Source organism: Klebsiella terrigena, assembly GCF_012029655.1.
GTDB classification, from domain to species: Bacteria; Pseudomonadota; Gammaproteobacteria; order Enterobacterales; family Enterobacteriaceae; genus Klebsiella; species Klebsiella terrigena.
In genome coordinates, this window is record NZ_CP050508.1 from 4,361,320 (window position 1) to 4,380,745 (window position 19,426).

At 56.2% G+C, this 19,426-nt stretch carries 21 protein-coding genes; 8 read left to right on the forward strand and 13 right to left on the reverse strand.

The window, feature by feature from the left end:
- The first annotated feature begins 128 nt into the window (after positions 1–128).
- The 3 genes from tomB to maa all read left to right on the forward strand — a co-directional run bounded on the left by tomB (position 129) and on the right by maa (position 1,464).
- Complete coding sequence (gene tomB, locus HCK03_RS20450) at positions 129–503, forward strand: Hha toxicity modulator TomB (protein WP_041144356.1); 375 nt, start codon at positions 129–131, stop codon at positions 501–503.
- Between the two features lie 26 nt (positions 504–529).
- Positions 530–748 carry an HHA domain-containing protein gene (locus HCK03_RS20455; RefSeq protein WP_041144355.1) on the forward strand — a complete coding sequence of 73 codons (219 nt, stop codon included), beginning with the start codon at positions 530–532 and terminating at the stop codon, positions 746–748.
- Between the two features lie 149 nt (positions 749–897).
- Positions 898–1,464, forward strand: coding sequence for a maltose O-acetyltransferase (gene maa, locus HCK03_RS20460; RefSeq protein ID WP_041144354.1), 567 nt, complete (start codon positions 898–900; stop codon positions 1,462–1,464).
- On the opposite strand, the gene HCK03_RS26665 is transcribed toward maa, so the two are convergent.
- A complete protein-coding gene (locus tag HCK03_RS26665) occupies positions 1,436–1,573 on the reverse strand; it encodes a hypothetical protein (protein WP_370461147.1) in 138 nt (45 codons plus the stop codon). The genes maa and HCK03_RS26665 overlap by 29 nt on opposite strands.
- Here HCK03_RS26665 and HCK03_RS20465 point away from each other — a divergent pair.
- Entirely contained in the window at positions 1,563–2,030 is a 468-nt protein-coding gene (locus HCK03_RS20465) for a YlaC family protein (protein ID WP_041144353.1), read from the forward strand. The two genes, HCK03_RS26665 and HCK03_RS20465, sit on opposite strands and share 11 nt — an antisense overlap.
- On the opposite strand, the gene pdxR is transcribed toward HCK03_RS20465, so the two are convergent.
- Complete coding sequence (gene pdxR, locus HCK03_RS20470; protein WP_167692111.1) at positions 2,002–3,459, reverse strand: MocR-like pyridoxine biosynthesis transcription factor PdxR; 1,458 nt, start codon at positions 3,457–3,459, stop codon at positions 2,002–2,004. The genes HCK03_RS20465 and pdxR overlap by 29 nt on opposite strands.
- Positions 3,460–3,560: 101 nt before the next feature.
- Between pdxR and HCK03_RS20475 the strand changes: the two genes are divergently transcribed.
- Entirely contained in the window at positions 3,561–4,271 is a 711-nt protein-coding gene (locus HCK03_RS20475) for a GNAT family N-acetyltransferase (RefSeq protein WP_167692112.1), read from the forward strand.
- On the opposite strand, the gene ykgO is transcribed toward HCK03_RS20475, so the two are convergent.
- The 3 genes from ykgO to HCK03_RS20490 all read right to left on the reverse strand — a co-directional run bounded on the left by ykgO (position 4,268) and on the right by HCK03_RS20490 (position 5,863).
- Positions 4,268–4,408 carry a type B 50S ribosomal protein L36 gene (gene ykgO, locus HCK03_RS20480; RefSeq protein WP_003859006.1) on the reverse strand — a complete coding sequence of 47 codons (141 nt, stop codon included), beginning with the start codon at positions 4,406–4,408 and terminating at the stop codon, positions 4,268–4,270. The genes HCK03_RS20475 and ykgO overlap by 4 nt on opposite strands.
- A gap of 2 nt (positions 4,409–4,410) precedes the next feature.
- Positions 4,411–4,671: a type B 50S ribosomal protein L31 gene (locus tag HCK03_RS20485; protein WP_041144350.1), complete on the reverse strand. Its 261-nt coding sequence runs from the start codon at positions 4,669–4,671 to the stop codon at positions 4,411–4,413.
- A 118-nt stretch (positions 4,672–4,789) separates the two neighbouring features.
- Positions 4,790–5,863: a LacI family DNA-binding transcriptional regulator gene (locus tag HCK03_RS20490; RefSeq protein WP_115193440.1), complete on the reverse strand. Its 1,074-nt coding sequence runs from the start codon at positions 5,861–5,863 to the stop codon at positions 4,790–4,792.
- Positions 5,864–6,132: 269 nt separating this feature from the next.
- Between HCK03_RS20490 and HCK03_RS20495 the strand changes: the two genes are divergently transcribed.
- Complete coding sequence (locus tag HCK03_RS20495) at positions 6,133–7,404, forward strand: maltoporin (protein ID WP_167692113.1); 1,272 nt, start codon at positions 6,133–6,135, stop codon at positions 7,402–7,404.
- Between the two features lie 218 nt (positions 7,405–7,622).
- Here HCK03_RS20495 and HCK03_RS20500 read toward each other — a convergent pair whose 3' ends face one another.
- The 6 genes from HCK03_RS20500 to HCK03_RS20525 form a co-directional block, all read right to left on the reverse strand.
- A complete protein-coding gene (locus HCK03_RS20500) occupies positions 7,623–7,937 on the reverse strand; it encodes a glucose PTS transporter subunit EIIB (protein ID WP_041144347.1) in 315 nt (104 codons plus the stop codon).
- A gap of 67 nt (positions 7,938–8,004) precedes the next feature.
- Positions 8,005–10,062 carry a beta-galactosidase gene (locus HCK03_RS20505; RefSeq protein ID WP_167692114.1) on the reverse strand — a complete coding sequence of 686 codons (2,058 nt, stop codon included), beginning with the start codon at positions 10,060–10,062 and terminating at the stop codon, positions 8,005–8,007.
- Positions 10,063–10,193: 131 nt separating this feature from the next.
- Positions 10,194–11,396, reverse strand: coding sequence for a glycoside hydrolase family 53 protein (locus tag HCK03_RS20510; RefSeq protein ID WP_115193441.1), 1,203 nt, complete (start codon positions 11,394–11,396; stop codon positions 10,194–10,196).
- 4 nt (positions 11,397–11,400) lie between these two features.
- Positions 11,401–12,252 carry a sugar ABC transporter permease gene (locus HCK03_RS20515; protein ID WP_041144345.1) on the reverse strand — a complete coding sequence of 284 codons (852 nt, stop codon included), beginning with the start codon at positions 12,250–12,252 and terminating at the stop codon, positions 11,401–11,403.
- Positions 12,253–12,262: 10 nt separating this feature from the next.
- On the reverse strand, positions 12,263–13,570 hold the full coding sequence (locus tag HCK03_RS20520) for a carbohydrate ABC transporter permease (protein WP_076944689.1): 1,308 nt from the start codon (positions 13,568–13,570) through the stop codon (positions 12,263–12,265).
- A gap of 134 nt (positions 13,571–13,704) precedes the next feature.
- Positions 13,705–14,937: an extracellular solute-binding protein gene (locus tag HCK03_RS20525; RefSeq protein WP_041144343.1), complete on the reverse strand. Its 1,233-nt coding sequence runs from the start codon at positions 14,935–14,937 to the stop codon at positions 13,705–13,707.
- A 354-nt stretch (positions 14,938–15,291) separates the two neighbouring features.
- On the opposite strand from HCK03_RS20525, the gene HCK03_RS20530 reads away from it, so the two are divergent.
- On the forward strand, positions 15,292–16,401 hold the full coding sequence (locus tag HCK03_RS20530; protein WP_076944687.1) for an ABC transporter ATP-binding protein: 1,110 nt from the start codon (positions 15,292–15,294) through the stop codon (positions 16,399–16,401).
- A gap of 264 nt (positions 16,402–16,665) precedes the next feature.
- Positions 16,666–18,225, forward strand: coding sequence for an EAL domain-containing protein (locus HCK03_RS20535; RefSeq protein WP_167692115.1), 1,560 nt, complete (start codon positions 16,666–16,668; stop codon positions 18,223–18,225).
- A gap of 67 nt (positions 18,226–18,292) precedes the next feature.
- On the opposite strand, the gene HCK03_RS20540 is transcribed toward HCK03_RS20535, so the two are convergent.
- Together HCK03_RS20540 and yczE are read right to left on the reverse strand one after the other, a co-directional pair.
- Complete coding sequence (locus HCK03_RS20540; protein ID WP_041147535.1) at positions 18,293–18,646, reverse strand: DUF1428 domain-containing protein; 354 nt, start codon at positions 18,644–18,646, stop codon at positions 18,293–18,295.
- Between the two features lie 92 nt (positions 18,647–18,738).
- On the reverse strand, positions 18,739–19,353 hold the full coding sequence (gene yczE, locus HCK03_RS20545; protein ID WP_115193443.1) for a membrane protein YczE: 615 nt from the start codon (positions 19,351–19,353) through the stop codon (positions 18,739–18,741).
- Between the last annotated feature and the right edge of the window lie 73 nt (positions 19,354–19,426).

A 19,426-nucleotide genomic window follows, 5' to 3' on the forward strand; every position in this document is an offset into this window, starting at 1 on the left:
ATCTGTTTAAGAGTGGATTATAGTTAAATCAACAGGATTACAATGTATGTGCCAGGTCTGTTAGTCGTGTTCATCCCACAACGGTGCTTGTTAGTCGTCGTTTAAAACCACTCAAAAGGGGATGTGTTATGGACGAATACTCGCCAAAAAGACATGATATCGCACAGCTTCGATTTCTCTGCGAAACCCTGTATCATGATTGCCTTGCAAACCTGGAAGAGAGCAACCACGGGTGGGTCAATGACCCGACGTCGGCTGTCAATCTTCAGCTTAATGAATTGATCGATCACATTGCTACCTTCGCGCTTAATTATAAAATTAAGTACGCTGAGGATAATAAACTGATTGCTCAGCTCGATGAATACCTTGATGACACTTTCATGTTGTTTAGCAGCTACGGCATTAACAGCGTAGACCTGCAGAAATGGCGTAAATCGGGAAATCGGTTATTCCGTTGTTTTGTTAACGCCAGCCGGGAAAATCCGGCAAGTCTTTCTTGTTAGTATTATTACAATCTAAAGGTGAATTTATGTCTGGTGAACCATTAACCAAAACAGACTATTTGATGCGCTTACGCCGTTGTCAGACAATTGATACGCTGGAACGCGTAATTGAAAAAAATAAATACGAACTTCCGGACAACGAACTGGCTGTATTTTACTCAGCGGCCGATCACCGTCTTGCCGAATTGACCATGAATAAGCTCTACGACAAAATCCCGACGTCGGTATGGAAATTCATTCGCTAATTCATTTCAGGTAACGACCAGGCGGTAATCAGCCCTCTCCCCTCACTTCGGGTATATTTGTGATATTACTCGCATAAATAGCCAAACGGCGTATCTGAAACCGGTTTCTTTTTTATACTGTGGCCCACCCGCTATTTGAGGAAAGCCCCATGAGTGAAGAGAAGCTTAAGATGATCGCCGGAGAGCTGTATCAGCCCGGAGATGCGACGCTACGCGCGGATCGCCTGCATGCCAGGCAGGAGCTGCATCGCTACAACCATTCGGCGCCGGAAGAACGTGAACTACGCAAAAACTGTCTGACAGCGTTATTTGGTCAGGCGGGCGATGCCTGGATTGAGCCCACCTTCCGCTGTGACTATGGTTACAATATTTATCTCGGCAGTAATTTCTACGCTAATTTCGACTGCGTCATGCTCGACGTCTGCCCGATAAGGATCGGCGATAACTGCATGTTGGCGCCCGGCGTACATATCTATACCGCCACCCATCCTCTTGATGCCGTCGAGCGCAACAGCGGCAGAGAGTACGGTAAACCGGTCACCATCGGGAATAACGTCTGGATTGGCGGCCGCGCCGTGATTAACCCTGGCGTGACGATTGGCGATAACGCCGTCATCGCCTCCGGGGCCGTGGTCGTCAAAGACGTTCCGCCGAATGCGGTTGTTGGCGGCAATCCCGCGCAAATCATCAGGATGCTGGAAGCTGAAAAAGAGTAACTGTTATGCTTTTCCGCAACTGATCTGTTACTTTTCCATCTGATTCCCGCAACATAAAATAGCCTTCAGGCTGGGCCTTAGTAGAATTCGGGGACAAAATGACAGAAATACAGCAACTGCTGACCAATACCATTGATGAGCTCAATGTGAAAGAGAAGCGCGACAACCGTCCGCGCTTCAGTATCAGTTTTATTCGCAATCATCCGTGGCTGTTCGTCGCGATGTACGCCGCCTTTGCTGCGACCTTCGTCGTCATGTTCACCTCAGAGACGCTGGTAGATTCCGTATGGCTTCTGGTGGTGCTGTTTGTCCTGCTGAACGGCTTCTTTTTCTTTGACGTCTATCCGCGCTATCGCTACGAAGATATCGACGTCCTGGACTTTCGCGTCTGCTACAACGGCGAATGGTACAACACCCGCTTCGTCCCGCCTCAGCTGATCGAGCGGATCCTGCAGTCGCCGCGCGTAGCGGGCGAGCAGAAAACGCAGCTGCAAAAAATGATTGATACCAAAGGCGAGCTGTCGTTCTACGATGTCTTCAGCCTGACCCGCGGCGGCACAGCCTGATAAGACGATTTAACGTCCGCAGCGCCGGAGCAAAATGCGAAGCGGACGTATTGCCATATCCCAGCACCAGCCCGCTTCGCGCGCGCCGTGCGTCCAGATAGAAGCGGCTTAACGCCGCAGGGGCCTGCTGAAACTGGCGGGCCTGCTCAACCACCGCCACATCATCAATCCCCTCAACGGCGACCGTCAGGTGCAGCCCGCCCTCGCCGCCGAGAATGTCACAAGGCTGGGTCAGCTCCCTGGCCAGGGCATCGCGTAGCTGCAGCTGTCGCTTACGATACAAACGGCGCATGGCGGCCAGATGACGGGCATAGTGGCCCTCTTCGATGAAGAGCGCCAGCGCCCGCTGTTCAGCCCGATGGCCGCCCCGCAGCAGCGCGCTAACCGCCCCCTGAGCCGCGGCGGCCAGCGCCGGCGGCATGACCACAAAACCAATCCGCAGCGCCGGGAACAGCGTTTTGCTGAACGTACCGAGATAGACCACCGGCGCGTCTTTTACCATTCCCAGCATCGCCGGGATCGGCTCACCGCTGTAGCGAAACTCGCTATCGTAGTCATCTTCCACGATCCAGGCATTATGCTGGCGCGCGTACTCCAGCAGCGCCAGACGTCGCCCGGCGCTCATCACCGCTCCGCATGGATACTGGTGCGAAGGGGAAGTGAAAATGAGCCTCGGCGTTTCGCCCTCATCCACCTCCGGACGCATGCCTTCGCTGTCGACCGCCATCCCCTTCACCCGCAGCCCGGCCTTCAGAAACACGCTTTTGGCACCTAAATAGCCCGGCTCCTCTACCCAGGCGGTGTCGCCAGCGACGCTCAGCAGGTGGGTACACAGATTGACCCCCTCGAGCGCGCCTTCGGTAATGACAATCTGCCGGGCATCGCAGCGAATACCGCGCGACAGCGCCAGGTGGCGCACGATAGCCTCCCGCAGCGCCAGCTCCCCCGCCGCATCACCGTAGCCCAGCAGCGTGCTGCCCTCTTCGCGCAGGACGCGATCGAGCAGGCGTCGCCAAATGGAGAGAGGAAAGTAGTTAACCGCCGGCGTACCGGGAGTAAAGGCCAGCGCAGGAGAGTCGCGCCGGGCCCCCGCCGGGAGCGCCAGCAGCCGTTCCGGCAGCACAATCGCCGGTAGCGTAACCTTGCTCTCCTGCGCAGAACTCAGCGCCGCCACGTGCGTCCCCTGCCGGCTGCGCAGCAAGTAGCCCTCCATCGCCAGCTGCTCCAGCGCCGCGTTAACCGTATTGCGCGACAGATTGAGCCAGCTGGCGATGGCGCGTGAGCCAGGCAGACGGCTGCCTCCTGCCAGAGTCCCCTGCAAAATAGCGCCACGCAGCGCGTGGTACAGCGTCCGCTGCAGCGTCTCATCGCCCCTGTCGCGCAGGGCATGTTCCAGTAAAGTGAAAAAGGCATCGTCAGGGATATTCATTGCGGCTCCTCGTGGCACCATAAAAATATAGTTCAATGGCACTTTTTATGGAACCAGCAAGGCCTTAGTCTCAGCGCATACGTCCATATAAGGAAAGCAAAATGAGTCAGCATAACCACTTCGGCCAACCCGTTGGCGATGCCCTGCCCGACTGGCAGCCGCGTCCCGCTCCGCAGCGGCACACCCTGCAAGGACGCCTCTGTTATCTGGAGCCGCTGGCCGGGAAGCACGCTGAGGCGCTCTTCGCCGCCCATCAGCTGGCCCCGGATACGCGCAGCTGGACCTGGCTGCTGCGTGAGCCTGATAGCAGCGTCGAAGAGTTTAGCGCATGGGTAGCCAGCGTAGCCGAGCTTAGCGACCCGCTTCATTTTGCGGTGATTGACCGCCAGACCCGACTGCCCGTCGGCTCGCTGGCGCTGATGAGAATTGATGCAAATAATGGCGTTATCGAGGTGGGGCACGTGCATTTTTCGCCGCTGCTTAGCCGAACGGCAATGGCTACCGAAGCGCACTGGCTGCTGATGCGCTACGCGTTTGATACCCTCGGCTATCGCCGCTACGAATGGAAATGCAACAGTCTGAACGAGCCTTCACGTCGGGCGGCGCGGCGACTAGGTTTTCACTATGAGGGGCGCTTTCGTCAGGCGCTGGTGATAAAGGGCCACAACCGGGATACCGACTGGTTTTCGATAATCGATGCGGAGTGGCCGCAGATTGATAGCGCTATGCAGAGATGGCTGGCCAGCGACAACTTCAGCACCGATGGCCAGCAGATCCGTACCCTGGAGAGCCTTCGCCCTCAGGCAGGCTAGCGCCTTTTTTTCCGCCCCTGCACGGCCTTAAAGCGGGGGTTACTTTTGCAGATGACGTACAGACGCCCTTTGCGTTTGACTATCTGGCAGTCCGGATGGCGCTGTTTGGCGCTGCGTAACGAATTAAGCACCTGCATGGCTAGCTCCTTTTCGCGTCAATAAAGCCGCCGAAACGCTGGCGGAAACGGGCGGTGCTCCCCTCACTGGAGAAGGTTTTCTGCTTACCGGTGTAGTACGGGTGCGATTTGGAGGAGACGTCAACCGGCACGTACGGATAGGTCACCCCTTCCAGATCGATCTCACGCTCGGTTTTTATCGTCGAACCCACTTTAAAATATTCATTAGCGCTGGTGTCGTGAAACACAACGGTGCGGTAATGCGGATGAATATTCGCTTTCATGATGACCTCACTCGATACGTTATAACATAACAACAAGGTTACGCCGGTAAACAACAAAGATCAACCATGAACAGCAAAGGGATTTAGGCGGCGGGCTGAGACGCCCGTCCGCTGGCTATCAGGGATTCAGCTGATGGGCAAGCGCGCGCAGCTGCTCGGCAATGGCCTGTAGGTTCTTCCCCTGCTCCATTTTGGGCCCGGTAGAGTGACGTACCACCAGCCGCGCCGGAAGAATGGAGGAGGTGTTCAGCTTTTCGCTATCGCCGCTGTCCAGGATGCGGCGCACGGCCTCTTTCCCCTGTAAATCGAGATCCAGTGAAACGGTGGTTAGCGCCGGATAGAAGAAGGAGCTTTCATAGGTGTCATCATAGCCAATGACCGACTTCTCACCGGGGATCGGCACCTGATGCTGATGGAAAGCGCTCAATACCCCCAGCGCCATCTGGTCGTTGCCGACCAGCACCGCGCTAAATTTCGGCGTCTCGCGCAGCATCTGTAAAGCCCCGGCATAGCCGCTTTGCGCATCCCAGTTGCCGCGGATCACCGTTACCGGCTGCAGGCCATAGCCCTCCAGCGTTTCAAGCCAGCTTTTCAGCCTCAGCCTGGCCGATACGGAGCTTTCCGGGCCGGCCAGCAGCGCAATTTCACGATGGCCCATCTCATAGAGATATTTCACGCTCGCACGGGTGCCGTCGGCCGGGTTAAACGAAACGTTAAACACCGAGCTGTAGGGATCAACGTCTAAAAACAAACATACGATGTCGTCATTGTCAGCGGCGATTTTCTGCGCCTGTTCGGTATCCAGAGGGACGTTAATGATCACCTTGTCTACCAGCTGAGACTTCAGCTCGTTGAGCGAATCCTGGATACTTTGGTTGACGCTCTCATCAATCATTGAGATCAGCACCTGATACCCTTCAACGTTAGCGTAGCGTTTCACCGCCGCCGCCACCTGCGAAGGCGCGTGCAGCGCGAGCGAAATGGTCACCAGACCCACGGTCCGACTTTGCTTACCCACCAGCTGCTGAGCCAGCCGATTTGGCACGTAGCGCAGCAGCTCAATAGATTTCTCCACCTTGTGACGCGTGGCTTCGGATACATTGGCAGATTTATTCAGTACCCTGGACACCGTCTGATAAGAGACCCCCGCATGGCGAGCGACATCTTCTAAGGTTGCACTTTTAGACTTCATGGTCCGGTTCCTTATGTTGTTATCCCTGGATTGTAACAGGGGCTCTTTGAAAAAACGCTCCCCGCGACGTTCCCCGGCGAAAAACTGCCAATAAAAGTATTACGCTCACAATACATCAAATTGTGAATGGACTCACCGACCGTAACAAAATACGCGGTTTTATTTGCACTTAGTCACACTATCGCGATCGTTCATTTGCCTGAACTTACGTTTAGGCATTTTATGACATCGTTAATGTGAACGTAATACAAAACAATAAGAGGATAGACATGAACACTACGCTGCGCACTCTTTCTGCTGCGTTAACCGCCGCGCTGATTTCACCCTCCGTAATCGCGGCCACCGCTACGGTTCCGGGTATCGATTTTCATGGTTATATGCGCGCCGGGGTTGGGGTCTCCGGTGATGGAAGCCTCGCCGAATGGCAAAAGAATAAGATTGGCCGCCTGGGCAACGAATCCGATACCTACGGCGAGCTGGAGCTCGGCTCAGAAGTCTATAAAAAGAACGACGTCAGCTTCTACCTTGATAGCATGGTCAGCATGGTGTCAGACGGCTCCAACGATAACGAAACCACGCTTAACGACGATGCGCAGTTTGGCCTGCGCCAGCTCAACCTGCAGATTAAAGGCCTGGTCCCGGGCGACCCGAATGCGGTGATATGGGGCGGTAAACGCTATTACCAGCGCCACGACCTGCACATCATTGATACCAAATACTGGAACATTTCCGGCTCCGGTGCCGGGCTCGAAAACTACACTCTGGGCCCGGGCGCGGTCTCATTCGCATGGATCCGCGGCGACGCTAACGACGTCGACTACCGCGTCGATGGCGACAGCAACGTCAATATTAACTACCTCGATCTGCGCTACGCCGGCTGGAAACCGTGGTCCGGCTCGTGGACCGAATTCGGTATCGACTATGCCATGCCGAACACCACCAAAAAGCAGGACAGCTACGGCGGACTCTACGATGCTGAAAACGGCGTCATGCTGACCGGTGAGATAAGCCAGGATATGCTGGGCGGTTATAACAAGCTGGTGCTGCAGTACGCCAATAAAGGGCTGGCGCAAAATATGGTCTCCCAGGGCGGCGGCTGGTACGACATGTGGAACTACGTTAACGACGCCAGCGGCTATCGCGTTATCAATACCGGCCTGATCCCGATTACCGAGAAGTTCTCCATTAACCACGTTCTGACCTGGGGTTCCGCCGACGACATCACCGACTACACCAATAAAACGCGGATGCTTTCTCTCGTCGCCCGCGGACAGTATCAATTTACGGAGTACGTACGGCTGATCGGCGAGGTGGGCGGGTTCTACCAGAAAGATAGCTACAAGAACAATACCGACTACAAGCAGGCGGGTGAGAAGTACACCATTGCGCTAGGCCTCGCCGACGGTCCTGACTTTATGTCGCGTCCGGAGCTGCGTATTTTTGCCTCCTACCTGAATGATTCCGAGCACGGTAAGCCATTTGAAGATCAGACTGCCAGCAACACGTGGAACTTTGGTGTCCAGGTCGAAGCCTGGTGGTAATAAATATCGCGTAATATCGTTTTATCTCCAGCTGTAAGGTTGTTAATTACCCTCCGGTAATGAGTATTGCCATTGCTATTTTAATATCCTGAATAATTCTGGTTGCAGGACGGCGGCAGGCATGAAAGCGTTTTTTAACGACAGCAGCTGCCCACCTATGGCGTGAAATATGCGGCGTATATCAGGGATAACTCACCGTTGAGTTATCCCTTTTTTATTTAACGACGGGCGGTAAAATGGCCGTCTAATAATTGACGCAGGGCATCCGACTGCTTACCAAAAATAGCATGCACCTGTTGCCCAAGAATAATAACGCCCAACGCCCCCTGCTGCTGTAAAGCCTGAGAGTCAACGACCGCCAGATTATTTACCGTGACCCGCAGGCGGGTAATACAGGCGTCAACGTTAACAATATTCTCCTCGCCGCCAAAGGCGGAAATGAGGGACTGAACCTGCTGTTTTTCCACATCGCTTAGCGGAACCGTCGGGCGGGGCTGGGAGAAATAGTGCAGGAAGGATTTTAAACTCACCATAATACGCTCCAGATGATAACAGATAAAAAAAAGCCTGCTCGCGAGAGCAGGCATGGGCAGAGAGGAATTACGCTTTGCGGCTGAGGATGCGGCAATCCCAGGCGCTCAGGCTCAGAGGCGCATCAGCCGCGGCGCCGGAGAGGCAGTCGCGATAGCCCTGCGGGAGCGTCACGCTATGCTGCTGGGCGCTGTAGTTTTGCAGGAACACAAAGGTCGTTTCGCCGTCGGTACGCGCCGTTGCCACGACGCCCGGCGGGAAATCAGCATCGACGGCCCGCGGCAGCGCCAGCTCTTTGCTTATCGAGGCGAAGAAATCGCGCTGGAAGGCCAGGTCGTTGCGCGACGCCACGTGCCAGGCCTTGCCTTTGCCAAAGCGGTTAACGGTCACCGCCGGCCGCCCGGCGTAGAAATCATCCCGATAGGTCGCCAGCGGCTGCGCGCCCTCAGCGTGGATCAGCTCGCAGAGGTGGCGCACCTGATAAGGGCCCTGCAGGCCGCTCTCATTGCCCGCCAGCCCCTGAACCAGATTACGTTCGCCGTCATTCAGGCAGTCAATCTCCTCCGCCCAAATTCCCAGCAGGTTGCGCAGCGGGCCCGGGAAACCGCCGAGGTGGCAAAGATCGCTCTCGTTTACAATCCCGGTCCAGTAGGTGGTCACCAGATGACCGCCGCCGGCAACGAACGCTTCGGCGCGCTCGGAAAAGCCGTCGCGAACCATATAGAGCATCGGCGCAATCACCAGCCGATAGGGGCTTAAATCGACATCGGCATCGATGATATCCACCGCAATGCCCTGCTCCCAGAACGGGCGGTAGTGCTCGTTAACGGTATTTTCATACTCCATACCCATATTGCGCGGCCCCTGGGCATCGTCCAACGCCCAGCGGTTTTGCTGATCGAAAACGATCGCCACTTTGGCATCGGTGCTACAGCCCACCACCTCCGGCAGCTGGCTCAGCATCTCACCCAGCCGGGTCACTTCCCGGCCGACGCGGGTATCAAGGTGCCCGACGTGATCGATAATTGCGCCGTGGAATTTCTCCACCGAACCCCGGCTCTTGCGCCACTGGAAGTACTGCACCGAATCCGCGCCGTGGGCCACCGCCTGCAGGGAGGAGAGAATGTGCATGCCCGGCTTTTTCAGCTTGCTGGTCGGCTGCCAGTTGGTTGCGCTCGGCGTCGATTCCATCAGCACAAACGGCTTACCGCCCTTCAGGCTACGCATCATGTCGTGATACATCGCGGTGTAGCAGGCCAGCGTCGTCTCATCCTTGTCGCGATGCCACATCGGGTAGCTATCCCAGGAGATGAAATCGAGGTTTTTTGCCAGCTGCCAGTAGTCGTAATCGTAGAAATATTCCATAAAGTTTGTGGTCACCGGCAGGTCGGCATTTGCCGCTTTCAGCGGGGCAACTTCATGGCGACAAAAATCGCTAACCTGCGCGGTATTAAAGCGATGCCAGTCGAGGTTGAGGCCGTGGATGGAGACCTCCCCCTGCGGGGACGGAGATTCAATCTGCGACCAGTCGCTATAGGTGTGGCTCCAGAAGGTGCTCCACCAGGCATGGTTGAGATTATCCAACGTCTCATAGCGTGCCTTCAGCCAGTCGCGGAAGCGCTCCTGGCAGATATCGCAGTGGCACTCGCCGCCGTATTCGTTGGAGATATGCCAGCCCAGCACCGCCGGATGCCGTGAATAGCGCTCCGCCAGCAGGCTGTTTATTTTGCCGGTCTTTTCCCGGTATACCGGCGAGCTCATGCAGTGGTTGTGCCGCCCGCCGTGCAGCGCCGGCACGCGGTCGCGCCCGACGCGCAGCACCTGCGGATAGGCCTGCGACATCCAGGCCGGCCGCGCCCCGCTCGGGGTGGCAAGAAATACGTGAATGCCGGCGGCATAGAGCTTATCCAGAATGCTATCCAGCCAGCCAAACTCAAATACGCCTTCCCGAGGTTCAAGTTTGGCCCAGCTGAAAATACCCACCGACATCACGTTGCAGTTTGCCTGCTGCATCATGGCAATATCATGGTCGATAATATCGGGATAGTTTTCCCACTGTTCCGGGTTGTAGTCCGCACCATGCAATAGCGCATTAACCTTCGGACTCAAAGGCGCAAATTTTTTCATAATAAACATCCTGAAGTTTAACATTCATATATTCCCTGAATAATTTGAGCGTCGGCCGACGGGCAATTAAGCCCATGTCGGGGTAGCCAAATGCCGCCGGCGTCTGCGAAGCTCAATACGTCTCGGGGATATTAATTAAAGACTTTTATCGACGGTAATACTTTTCCCTGGCAATCAAACAGCGCCTGGTTTTCGCGGGCATTTCCCTGCTTCCACTCATCATGGATATATTTCATTCCCGCCGGCGTGGCCCAGGTATTTCCCGGCACGGCAATCCATGTGGGCTCCCAATAAAATATGCCCTTGCCGCGATGGTCAGGAACATCGGCAACGGCCTGCATTAAATCGTGAACGTAATTATATTGTCCCTGCACCGTTGCCGGATAGCCGCCGTCTTTTTCCTCTTTGGCCTGGAAACTATTTTCGGCATTGTCGCAATTCTCCAGGGTATAGGCGTAAGCGGCCTCCACCACGATAACGTCTTTGTTATAGCGCTTGCTGATATCGTCCATATTGGCCTTCAGCGCGCTAATCGGGCCATTCCAGTAGGTGTACATCGACAGGCCAATGATGTCGTACGGCACGTTGCGCTTGCTGATTTCATCAAACCACCAGCGGAAGGTATCGTTTTTGGTGCCTTCAGCCAGATGGAGCATGATTTTGACCTGCTCGCCGCCCTTCAGGTTCTCCTTCAGGCCATCGATGGCGGCGTTCAGCAGGCCGGCCAGCCGGTCAAACTCGCCGCCGCCCTGCCCCCAGCTTTTGCCTTCCGGCCACAGCATGCCGCCGTTAATTTCATTGCCAATCTGCACCATATCCGGCAGCACGCCCTCCTGCTTAAAGCGGGCGATGGTATCGCGGGTATAGTCGTGGATAGTGGTTTTCAGCTGCGGATAATCCATCTTTTCCCAGGCTTTTGGCTTGAACTGCTTGCCCGGGTCGGTCCAGAAATCGCTGTAGTGGAAGTCGAGCAGCAGCTTCATGCCCTGCGCTTTTGCCCGCTTAGCCAGCGCCAGCGTTGCCGCCAGATCGTTATCGCCGCCGCCGTAGGCCTGGCCCTGCGCATCTTTCGGATCAACCCACAGGCGTAGGCGCACGTAGTTAACGCCGTCAGCCTTGAGGATCGCGATGGGGTCCTGCAGCTGGTTGCTGTGGTTATAAAACTTTGCCCCGTGCTTTTCGGCATCCAGCAGGGTGGAAATATCCGCGCCTTTGATAAAGTCGGCGGGCATATTGTTAAAAGAGCGCGTTTGCAGCGTATCGGCAGCATGCAAACTGGCGGAAAAACTGCATGCCAGACAAACAGCAAGCAGCGCGGGCGTTAATCTTTTCATGGGGTTATCCTTTTGTACTGCCAGAAGTCAGGCCGGAAACAAAGTATTTTTGTAATGCCAGATAGAGAATCGCTACCGGTACCGCAATCAGCACCGCGCCCGCCGCATAGGTGGTGTAGCTGGCGCCCATTTTCTGCGCCACCAGGTTATACAGGCCGATCGGCAGCGTGTATTTGTCCGGCGTGCGCAGGATAGTGCTCGATAAAATGAAGTCCCCCAGCGGGCCGGTGAACGAAAACAGCGCGACCACCGCCAGAATCGGCTTCGACAACGGCATGATGATTTCGAAAAAGATCCGCAGGCTGCTGGCGCCGTCCATGCGCGCCGACTCGTCCAGATCTTTGGGGATCGCGTCGAGGTAGCCCTTCATCAGCCAGGTGTTCATCGGGATCATGCCGCCAACGTAGATCAGTACCAGCGCCAGATGGCTGTTGATCAGGCCCAGCAGCTGCGAGAGGACAAAGATCGCAATCAGCGCCGAAAACTGGGGGATCATCTGCAGCAGCAGAAACAGCATTAGCCCGTTCTGCCGCCCTTTAAAACGAAAGCGGGAGAAGGCGTAGGCGGTGAAACTGACGCTGATGAGGGTCAGCGCCATGGTCATGAAGCTTATCTTCATCGAGTTCCAGTACCAGGTCAGATAGTTCACGTTACCGTTGAACAGATCGGCGTAGTGCTGGAAGGAGAGATTCTCCGGAATAATCGAGGTGCTGAGCAGGCTGTTTCCGGCGTTCAGCGACGCCCCAACCGTCCAGACCAGCGGATAGATGATGATCGCCGACACCGCGGCGATAACCAGCCAGGTGAGCGACAGGCGAATCCACTTTTCGCGTTTAATACTGGGTGATTTAGCCATGTTGCTTCCCTTACGCCATCTCGTCATTTTTAAAGGATTTAGTGGCGCGGAACTGCCACAGCGCCAGGCCGACGACAAAAATCGACAGCAGGATGGTAATGGTCGCCGCAATGGCATATTGCGAAGACGACATCGTCAGCTTGTAGATCCACGACACCAGGATATCCGTCCCGCCGGCGTTCGACCCCGCCACCGCAGGCCCGCCGTTGTTGAACAGGTAAATGATGTTGAAGTTGTTAAAGTTGAAGGTGTACTGGGTGATGATGATCGGCGCAATCGAGTACAGCACCAGCGGCAGCGTAATCGTCCGCAGACGGGTCCAGGCGCTGGCGCCATCCATCGTTGCCGCCTCATACAGATCGTCGGGGATCGCCTGCAGCACGCCGGTGGTCATGGCGAATACGAACGGGAAGCCCAGCCAGGTCTGCATCATTATCAGCGCGGTTTTCGTCCAGAACGGATCGGTCAGCCACGCCTTCGGGCTGATGCCAAAGAAGGAGAGGATCGCGTTGTTAATCACCCCAAACGAGTCGTTAAACATTCCCGCAAACACCAGAATGGTGACGAAGCCCGGCACCGCCCACGGCAGAATGAAAATGGTGCGGATCATCGGCTTAAAGCGCAGGTCTTTCTGGTTGACGAGGATCGCCAGCAGAACGCCAACGGTACACTGCAGGGTGGTCGCCAGCAGGGTCCAGACCACCGTCCACTGCAGGACGTCAAAGAACGTCGAGCGCCAGATAGAGAGGGTAAAGATATTAATAAAGTTCTTTAATCCCACCCAGTCCACCAGCTTCGCCGGCGGCGTGTGGTAGAGGTTGTAGTTGGTAAACGCAATCGCGAAACCGAACAAAATCGGGAAGATCACGACAAACACCAGCAGAATAAAGCCGGGGGTAATCATCAGATACGGGAAGCCGTCTTTGAGCAGCATCTGGTACTGTTTGCGCACGCTGTTGAGCGCCACGCCCTCATCGCGCTTTTTGCCGTTGACCCAGGCGTCGCGCAGCGAGAGAAAGTAAACCAGCACGCCGAAAGCGACGATCAGCACGCTGATTATCCCCTCCGCCAGCAGGAAAATAGAGTTGTCTCGCGGCACCTCTTCACCGAGGGTGTACAGTCCCCACAGCCCCTGATGCAGGAAGTCGTAGAAAACGCTCATAAAACTGCTCAGCAGCACGAGGAAAACCAGCCCCTTCAGCCACTGACGATGATAAAACTGGCCAAAACCCGGCACCACAGCCAGCAGCAGGCCGCACCACGCATGGCGTCCCGCACCGCGCGCTGCGGCAATATTTTCGCTGGGATTGATAATCACACACGACTCCTTCTGAAAACGGGAGGTTTCCCGCCCGTTCTGTTACAGCGATACCCTGGATCGTTCGCGCTGCGTTACAGCGCGAATCAACGTCGCCAACCTACGCGTCGCCTGCAGAGTGGCGAACATCGCCATTACTGGTTGCTGGCCTGCATCGCTTCAATTTGCATTTTGATCTGTTTTTCCGCGTTATCGAGCGCCGCCTGCGGCGCCTGTTTGCCGGTCAGACTCAGCTCCAGCGCGGCGTTAGCCGGCCCCCAGACCTCGCCCATCTCCGGGATCCCCGGCATCGCCGTCGCGCGTGCCGACTGCACTGCCACCGCGCTGGCCTTCTCATCATTTTTGATTAACGGGTCGTCAATCATCGCCTTCAGCGCCGGGATTTCACCGGTAGCAACGTAGCGGGCCTTCGCGTACTGCGGCTGATTGATAAACTCAATAAACTGCTGCGCCAGCGCTTTGTCTTTGCTCCAGGTCGATACCACGTAGCCTTTCACGCCGAGGAAAGAGCTCATTGGCTTACCGTCCGGCAGCGTCGGCAGCGGTACGACGCCGTAGTTGATCCCCGCCGCTTCGTACGGCTGGAAGGCCCACGGGCCGTTGATCACCGCCGCCGCTTTTTTCTCGGTAAACAGCGAGTCGATCGCGTTCAGGCCGTTATCGCCAAGGATCCCCGCCGGGAAGACGTTATCGCTGTAGAATTTTTTCAGGAAGGTCACCGCCTCGACGGCCCCCGGTTTATTCAAGCCGACGTCCTGCGGGTTAAAGCCGCCGTTGGCATTTTTGCCAAAGATATAGCCGCCCATCGGGCCAATCGCCCCCCAGCTGTAGTAAATCTGGTCAAACTTCGCCAGCAGGCCGTATTTGTTCTGCGCACGCTGCGCCTTCGAGAAGTCATACCACGCCTGCAGGCTATCCAGCGGCTTGTCGATCAGGTCTTTGTTATAGATAAGCACCAGGGTTTCTACGGCTTTCGGCACGCCGTAGAGCACATTATCGAGGCGGAAAGCGCCGATCGATGCCGGCGTAAACGCCTCTTGTTTCGCCTGCTCCAGCTTCAGCGGCGACAGCAGCCCCTGAACCACCGCTCCGCCCAGCTGGTCGTTTGGGATAACCAGTACGTCAGGGCCAATACCCGCCGGGCCATCGAGACGCAGCTTTTCCAGCTGCTGCGCGTAGGGCATTTCCTGCACGCTGACCTTCACGTCGTACTGTTTTTCAAAATCGCTCACCGCGGCTTTGATGCCGTCGGATTTTTTGATGTCTTCCCAGACGTTAAGCTGGCCGGCGGCCTGCGCCTGCAGGCTAACCAGCTGTCCGGCAGCCAGCGTCGTGAGGATAAGTGCGGCAAGAGTGTTCTTTTTCATTATCAACCTCATGTGAAGGTATAACAATTTATTGGTTTTTATTAAGCCATTCGACGTTTGTCGATGTTTACATCAGGCACTTTACGGTGATTTATAACGCTAAAATCCTATTTCCGTGATTTGTTATACGCTACGCTTTGAAGGCGGATAAAACCATATGAAGCTACCAGTTGTGTGATCGTGATTGCAGAAATGAAACATCGGTGTAGGGCGCAAAAATACTGGAAGTTATAGTCATAGCATGATTTCAGTGCTGTTGATCATCGGTCAGACGAGTTGTTACACGTAATACAAAAACCCGCTGCAACCCTAATCCCAACGGCAAATAACGACTACTAACCCCGGGGAACGTTGATGTCCAATATACGACTGAGGAATGTCACCAAACGGTTTGGCAGTACCGTGACGCTGCATCAGGTTAATCTTGATATCGAAGATGGTGAATTTGCGGTTTTCGTTGGGCCTTCCGGCTGCGGAAAGTCAACCCTGCTGCGGATGATTGCCGGTCTTGAAGAGGTCAGCGATGGTGAGGTGCTGATTGGCGATGAGGTGATGAATGACGTTGTTCCCGCCCACCGCGGCGTGGCGATGGTATTCCAGTCCTATGCGCTCTATCCGCATATGACGGTCGCGGAAAACATGGGCTACGGCCTGAAGGTCAATAAGGTGCCGAAGGACGAGATTCGCCGTCAGGTTGAAATGGTGGCGAAAACCCTGCAGCTCTCGCATCTGCTGGACCGCAAGCCCAAACAGCTCTCCGGCGGCCAGCGTCAGCGCGTGGCGATCGGCCGCGCCATCGTGCGCAACCCGCGGGTGTTCATGTTCGATGAACCGCTCTCTAACCTCGACGCCGAGCTGCGCGTCGAGATGCGTCTGCATATCGCCAAACTGCACCATGAGCTCAAAACCACCATGGTGTATGTCACCCACGATCAGGTTGAGGCCATGACCCTTGCCGATAAGATAGTGGTGATGAACTACGGCAAGGTTGAGCAGATGGGCTCGCCGATGTCGCTGTACTACAACCCGGTCAATAAATTCGTTGCCGGGTTTATCGGCTCGCCGAAGATGAACTTCCTGCCCGCCACAGTCACCGCCTGGCAGCCGGGCCAGCTCAGCGTGAAGATGGCGCAGGATCATCACCTGACGCTGAATGTTACCACCGCCCCGGTAAGGCCCGGCGATAGCGTCACGTTAGGGATCCGCCCTGAGCATCTGTCGACCGACGTTCGCAGCGGGACGGTTGTCGGCTTCCAGTGCGAAGTCGTTGAACGACTGGGGAACAACACCTATCTGTTCGGCCAGTGCTACGGTCACGATAATGTCAAAATCCTGCTCCCCGGCGACGTCCACTTCCGGCCGTGGCAGAAAATCGACGTCGCCTTCGACGATAGCTTCTGCATGGTCTTTGATGAAAATAACCTGCGCATCAGCGCCGATATTGCCGCTCCGGACGCCCACTAGTCCTTCATGCTGCGCAACATCTCGCTGTCACGATCGGCGATTAAGCTGTTACCGGATGCCGAACGCTAGCGCGAAAGGCATTCCGGCCCTCGTTTTCTCCGCGCGCTCAACGCCTTGAACGCAGCGGATCGTCCATCTTAGCCCGAACAGGCGACATCTGCCGGTTCGGGCATTTTTTACATCCAATAATAATTCACCGGCACCGCGACCTTTTTCCGCTATCGGGTATACTCATCGAACCCCCTCTGACATAAGGATATTCTCATGACAACCCGACACCTGGTGAGTCTGGTTACGGGGGTGCTGATTCTCGCCATTATTTTGCCCACCGGGCTGAGCATCTGGCTGGCAACGAGTCAGGCAAAAACGCAGTTTTATAGCGAGCTGGATAACTACTCCGCACGCGTTTTAACGCGGGTGCAGCAGGTTGCCGATCAGGCGAAAGAGGCGCTGCAGGAAGCGGAGGCTATTCCCTACGCCTCGTGTAGCCCGCAGCATTTACAGGCGATGCGGCGCATTGCCTATACCCATCGCTACGTGCAGGAAGTGCTGTGGCTGCATGATTCAGTCCCGCAGTGCTCTTCGCTTGAAGACCGCAGCGCGCCCGTCAAATTTCCCGAGCCCGATAGCATCACCTCCGACGGCTACCGCGCCTGGCTGACAACCCTCAACGATCTCGGCATGCAGCGCCGGATGACGGCCCTGGGCAGCGATAACCATATGGTGATGATAGATCCCGCATCGTTTATCGACGTCGTCCAGCTGAGCCCGGATGAGATCCACACCGTTCTGTTTGGCACCCGGCGCGAACGGGCGATCGTCAGTAGCGAAAAGATCGATCCGCTTATCTGGGAGAAAATAAAAAATCAGGGTGCCAAAACGCTGACCCTCGACAATACCGTTTTCCGCATTCACCGCATCCCGGAGCTGGGCCTCGGGATTGCGACCTGGTCCTCGACCCTGCCGCTGCAGGAGCGATGGCGGCATCAGCTGCTGCTGTGGGTGCCCATCGGCCTGTTTACCAGCCTGCTGGCCTCATTTTTAATTCTGCGGCTGCTGCGTCGACTGCGCTCGCCGCGCTATGGGATGCTGGATGCCCTGAACTCCAACGCCATCCAGGTCTACTATCAGCCGATTGTTTCGCTGCAGAGTGGCAAAATCGCGGGGGCGGAAGCGCTGGCGCGCTGGAAGCAGCCCGACGGTAGCTTTCTGTCACCGGATATTTTTATCCCGCTCGCCGAGCAAACCGGGCTGATTACCCGCTTAACCGAAGATATCGTCCGCACCATTTTTGCCGACCTCGGCCCCTGGCTACAGCAGCGGCCGGAGGTCCATATTTCCATTAATCTGTCAGTAGATGATTTGCGCTCGCCAAAGCTGCCGATACTTCTGCGCGAACAGCTTCAGCACTGGAATATCGCCGCGCAGCAGATCATTCTGGAGATTACCGAGCGCGGCTTCGTTGACCCGCAAACCACGCTGCCGGTGATCGCCAGCTACCGTCAGGCAGGACACCGCATCTCCATCGATGATTTCGGCACCGGCTACTCCAGCCTGAGCTACCTGCAGCGGCTGGACGTCGATACCCTGAAAATCGATAAATCGTTTGTTGATACGCTGGAGTATAAACCGCTGACGCCGCACATCATCGAGATGGCAAAAGCGCTCGACCTGGCGACGGTTGCGGAAGGCGTGGAAACCGAACGCCAGCGCGACTGGCTGCGCGATCACGGCGTGATATACGCCCAGGGCTGGCTGTACAGCAAAGCGCTGCCGAAAGAGAAGTTTATTCTGTGGGCGGAAAATAACCTGAAGGGATCGTGAACGCCGCGTAGCTGGCTATCACCATCCCCGAAACCGGCGGGCCGGCGGGGATGGTGCTGCTGGCAGATTATTCATCGAGTAGCGGCGCAAAGCCGCCAAAGATCATGCGCTGGCCGTCAAAGGGCATCCCCTCTCCCAGCGCCTTCATCCGCGGGTCCGTCATCAGTTTTGCGTTGGCGTTATCCCTCGCCTCTTTCGACGGATATTCGATCCAGCTGAATACCACCTCTTCATCGTCCTCGGCTTTTACCGCCATCCGAAAGTCGGTGTACTTGCCTTGCGGCACGTCGTCCGCCCAGCACTCCACAACGCGCAGCGCGCCAAACTCTCTGAACAGTGACGCGGCCTTCGCTGCCATCTCGCGGTATGCCTCCTTATTTTCCGCGGGCACGGCAACGACAAAACCATCAACGTACTTCATGAGCATTATCTCCGAAGTGAACAGCGCAGCCGGCGAACCCGGCGGCATCTGCAGCGTTAAGTTTAGTTGTCATCGCCGAAGACGGCATAAAATCAGGATGCGGCTTCGCGGCTGGCGGCAACGGGCTGCACAGCGACGGGCTGGCGGAACCAGGGCAAACAGAGCTGAATAAGCGGCCCGATGGTCAGCGCATACAGCACGGTGCCGACGCCAAAGGTGCCTCCGGCCATCCAGCCAATCAGCAGTACCGATACCTCGATGGCGGTGCGGATCCCGCGTAGCGACCAGCCGGTACGGGCATGGAGTCCGGTCATCAGACCGTCGCGCGGCCCGGGGCCAAATCCGGCACCAATATACATACCGGTTGCCAGGGCGTTGAGGATCACCGCGCCGACCAGCAGCAGGCTGCGCGCCACCACCGATTCAAGCGGCGGCAAAACGGCCAGGGTCGCATTTGCCGCCAGGCCCAGCACGATCACATTGCTGATGGTGCCCAGCCCGGGCATCTGGCGCAGGGGGATCCACAGCAGCAGGACCGCCGCGCCGGTCAGGATCATCACCGTGCCAAAATCCAGACCAAACTGTTTACCCATGCCGAGATGGAAAACATCCCACGGGTCGGCCCCGAGATTGGCGTGCACAAAGAGCGCGGTCGACACGCCGTACAGAACAAGGCCGATATAGAGCTGCAGTAGACGACGTAACATTTTTTACCTCTGGATGATTGCGGACCTCTCCATCATCGGCAAAAATGGATTGATAATTAATGGCCAGTTTTAC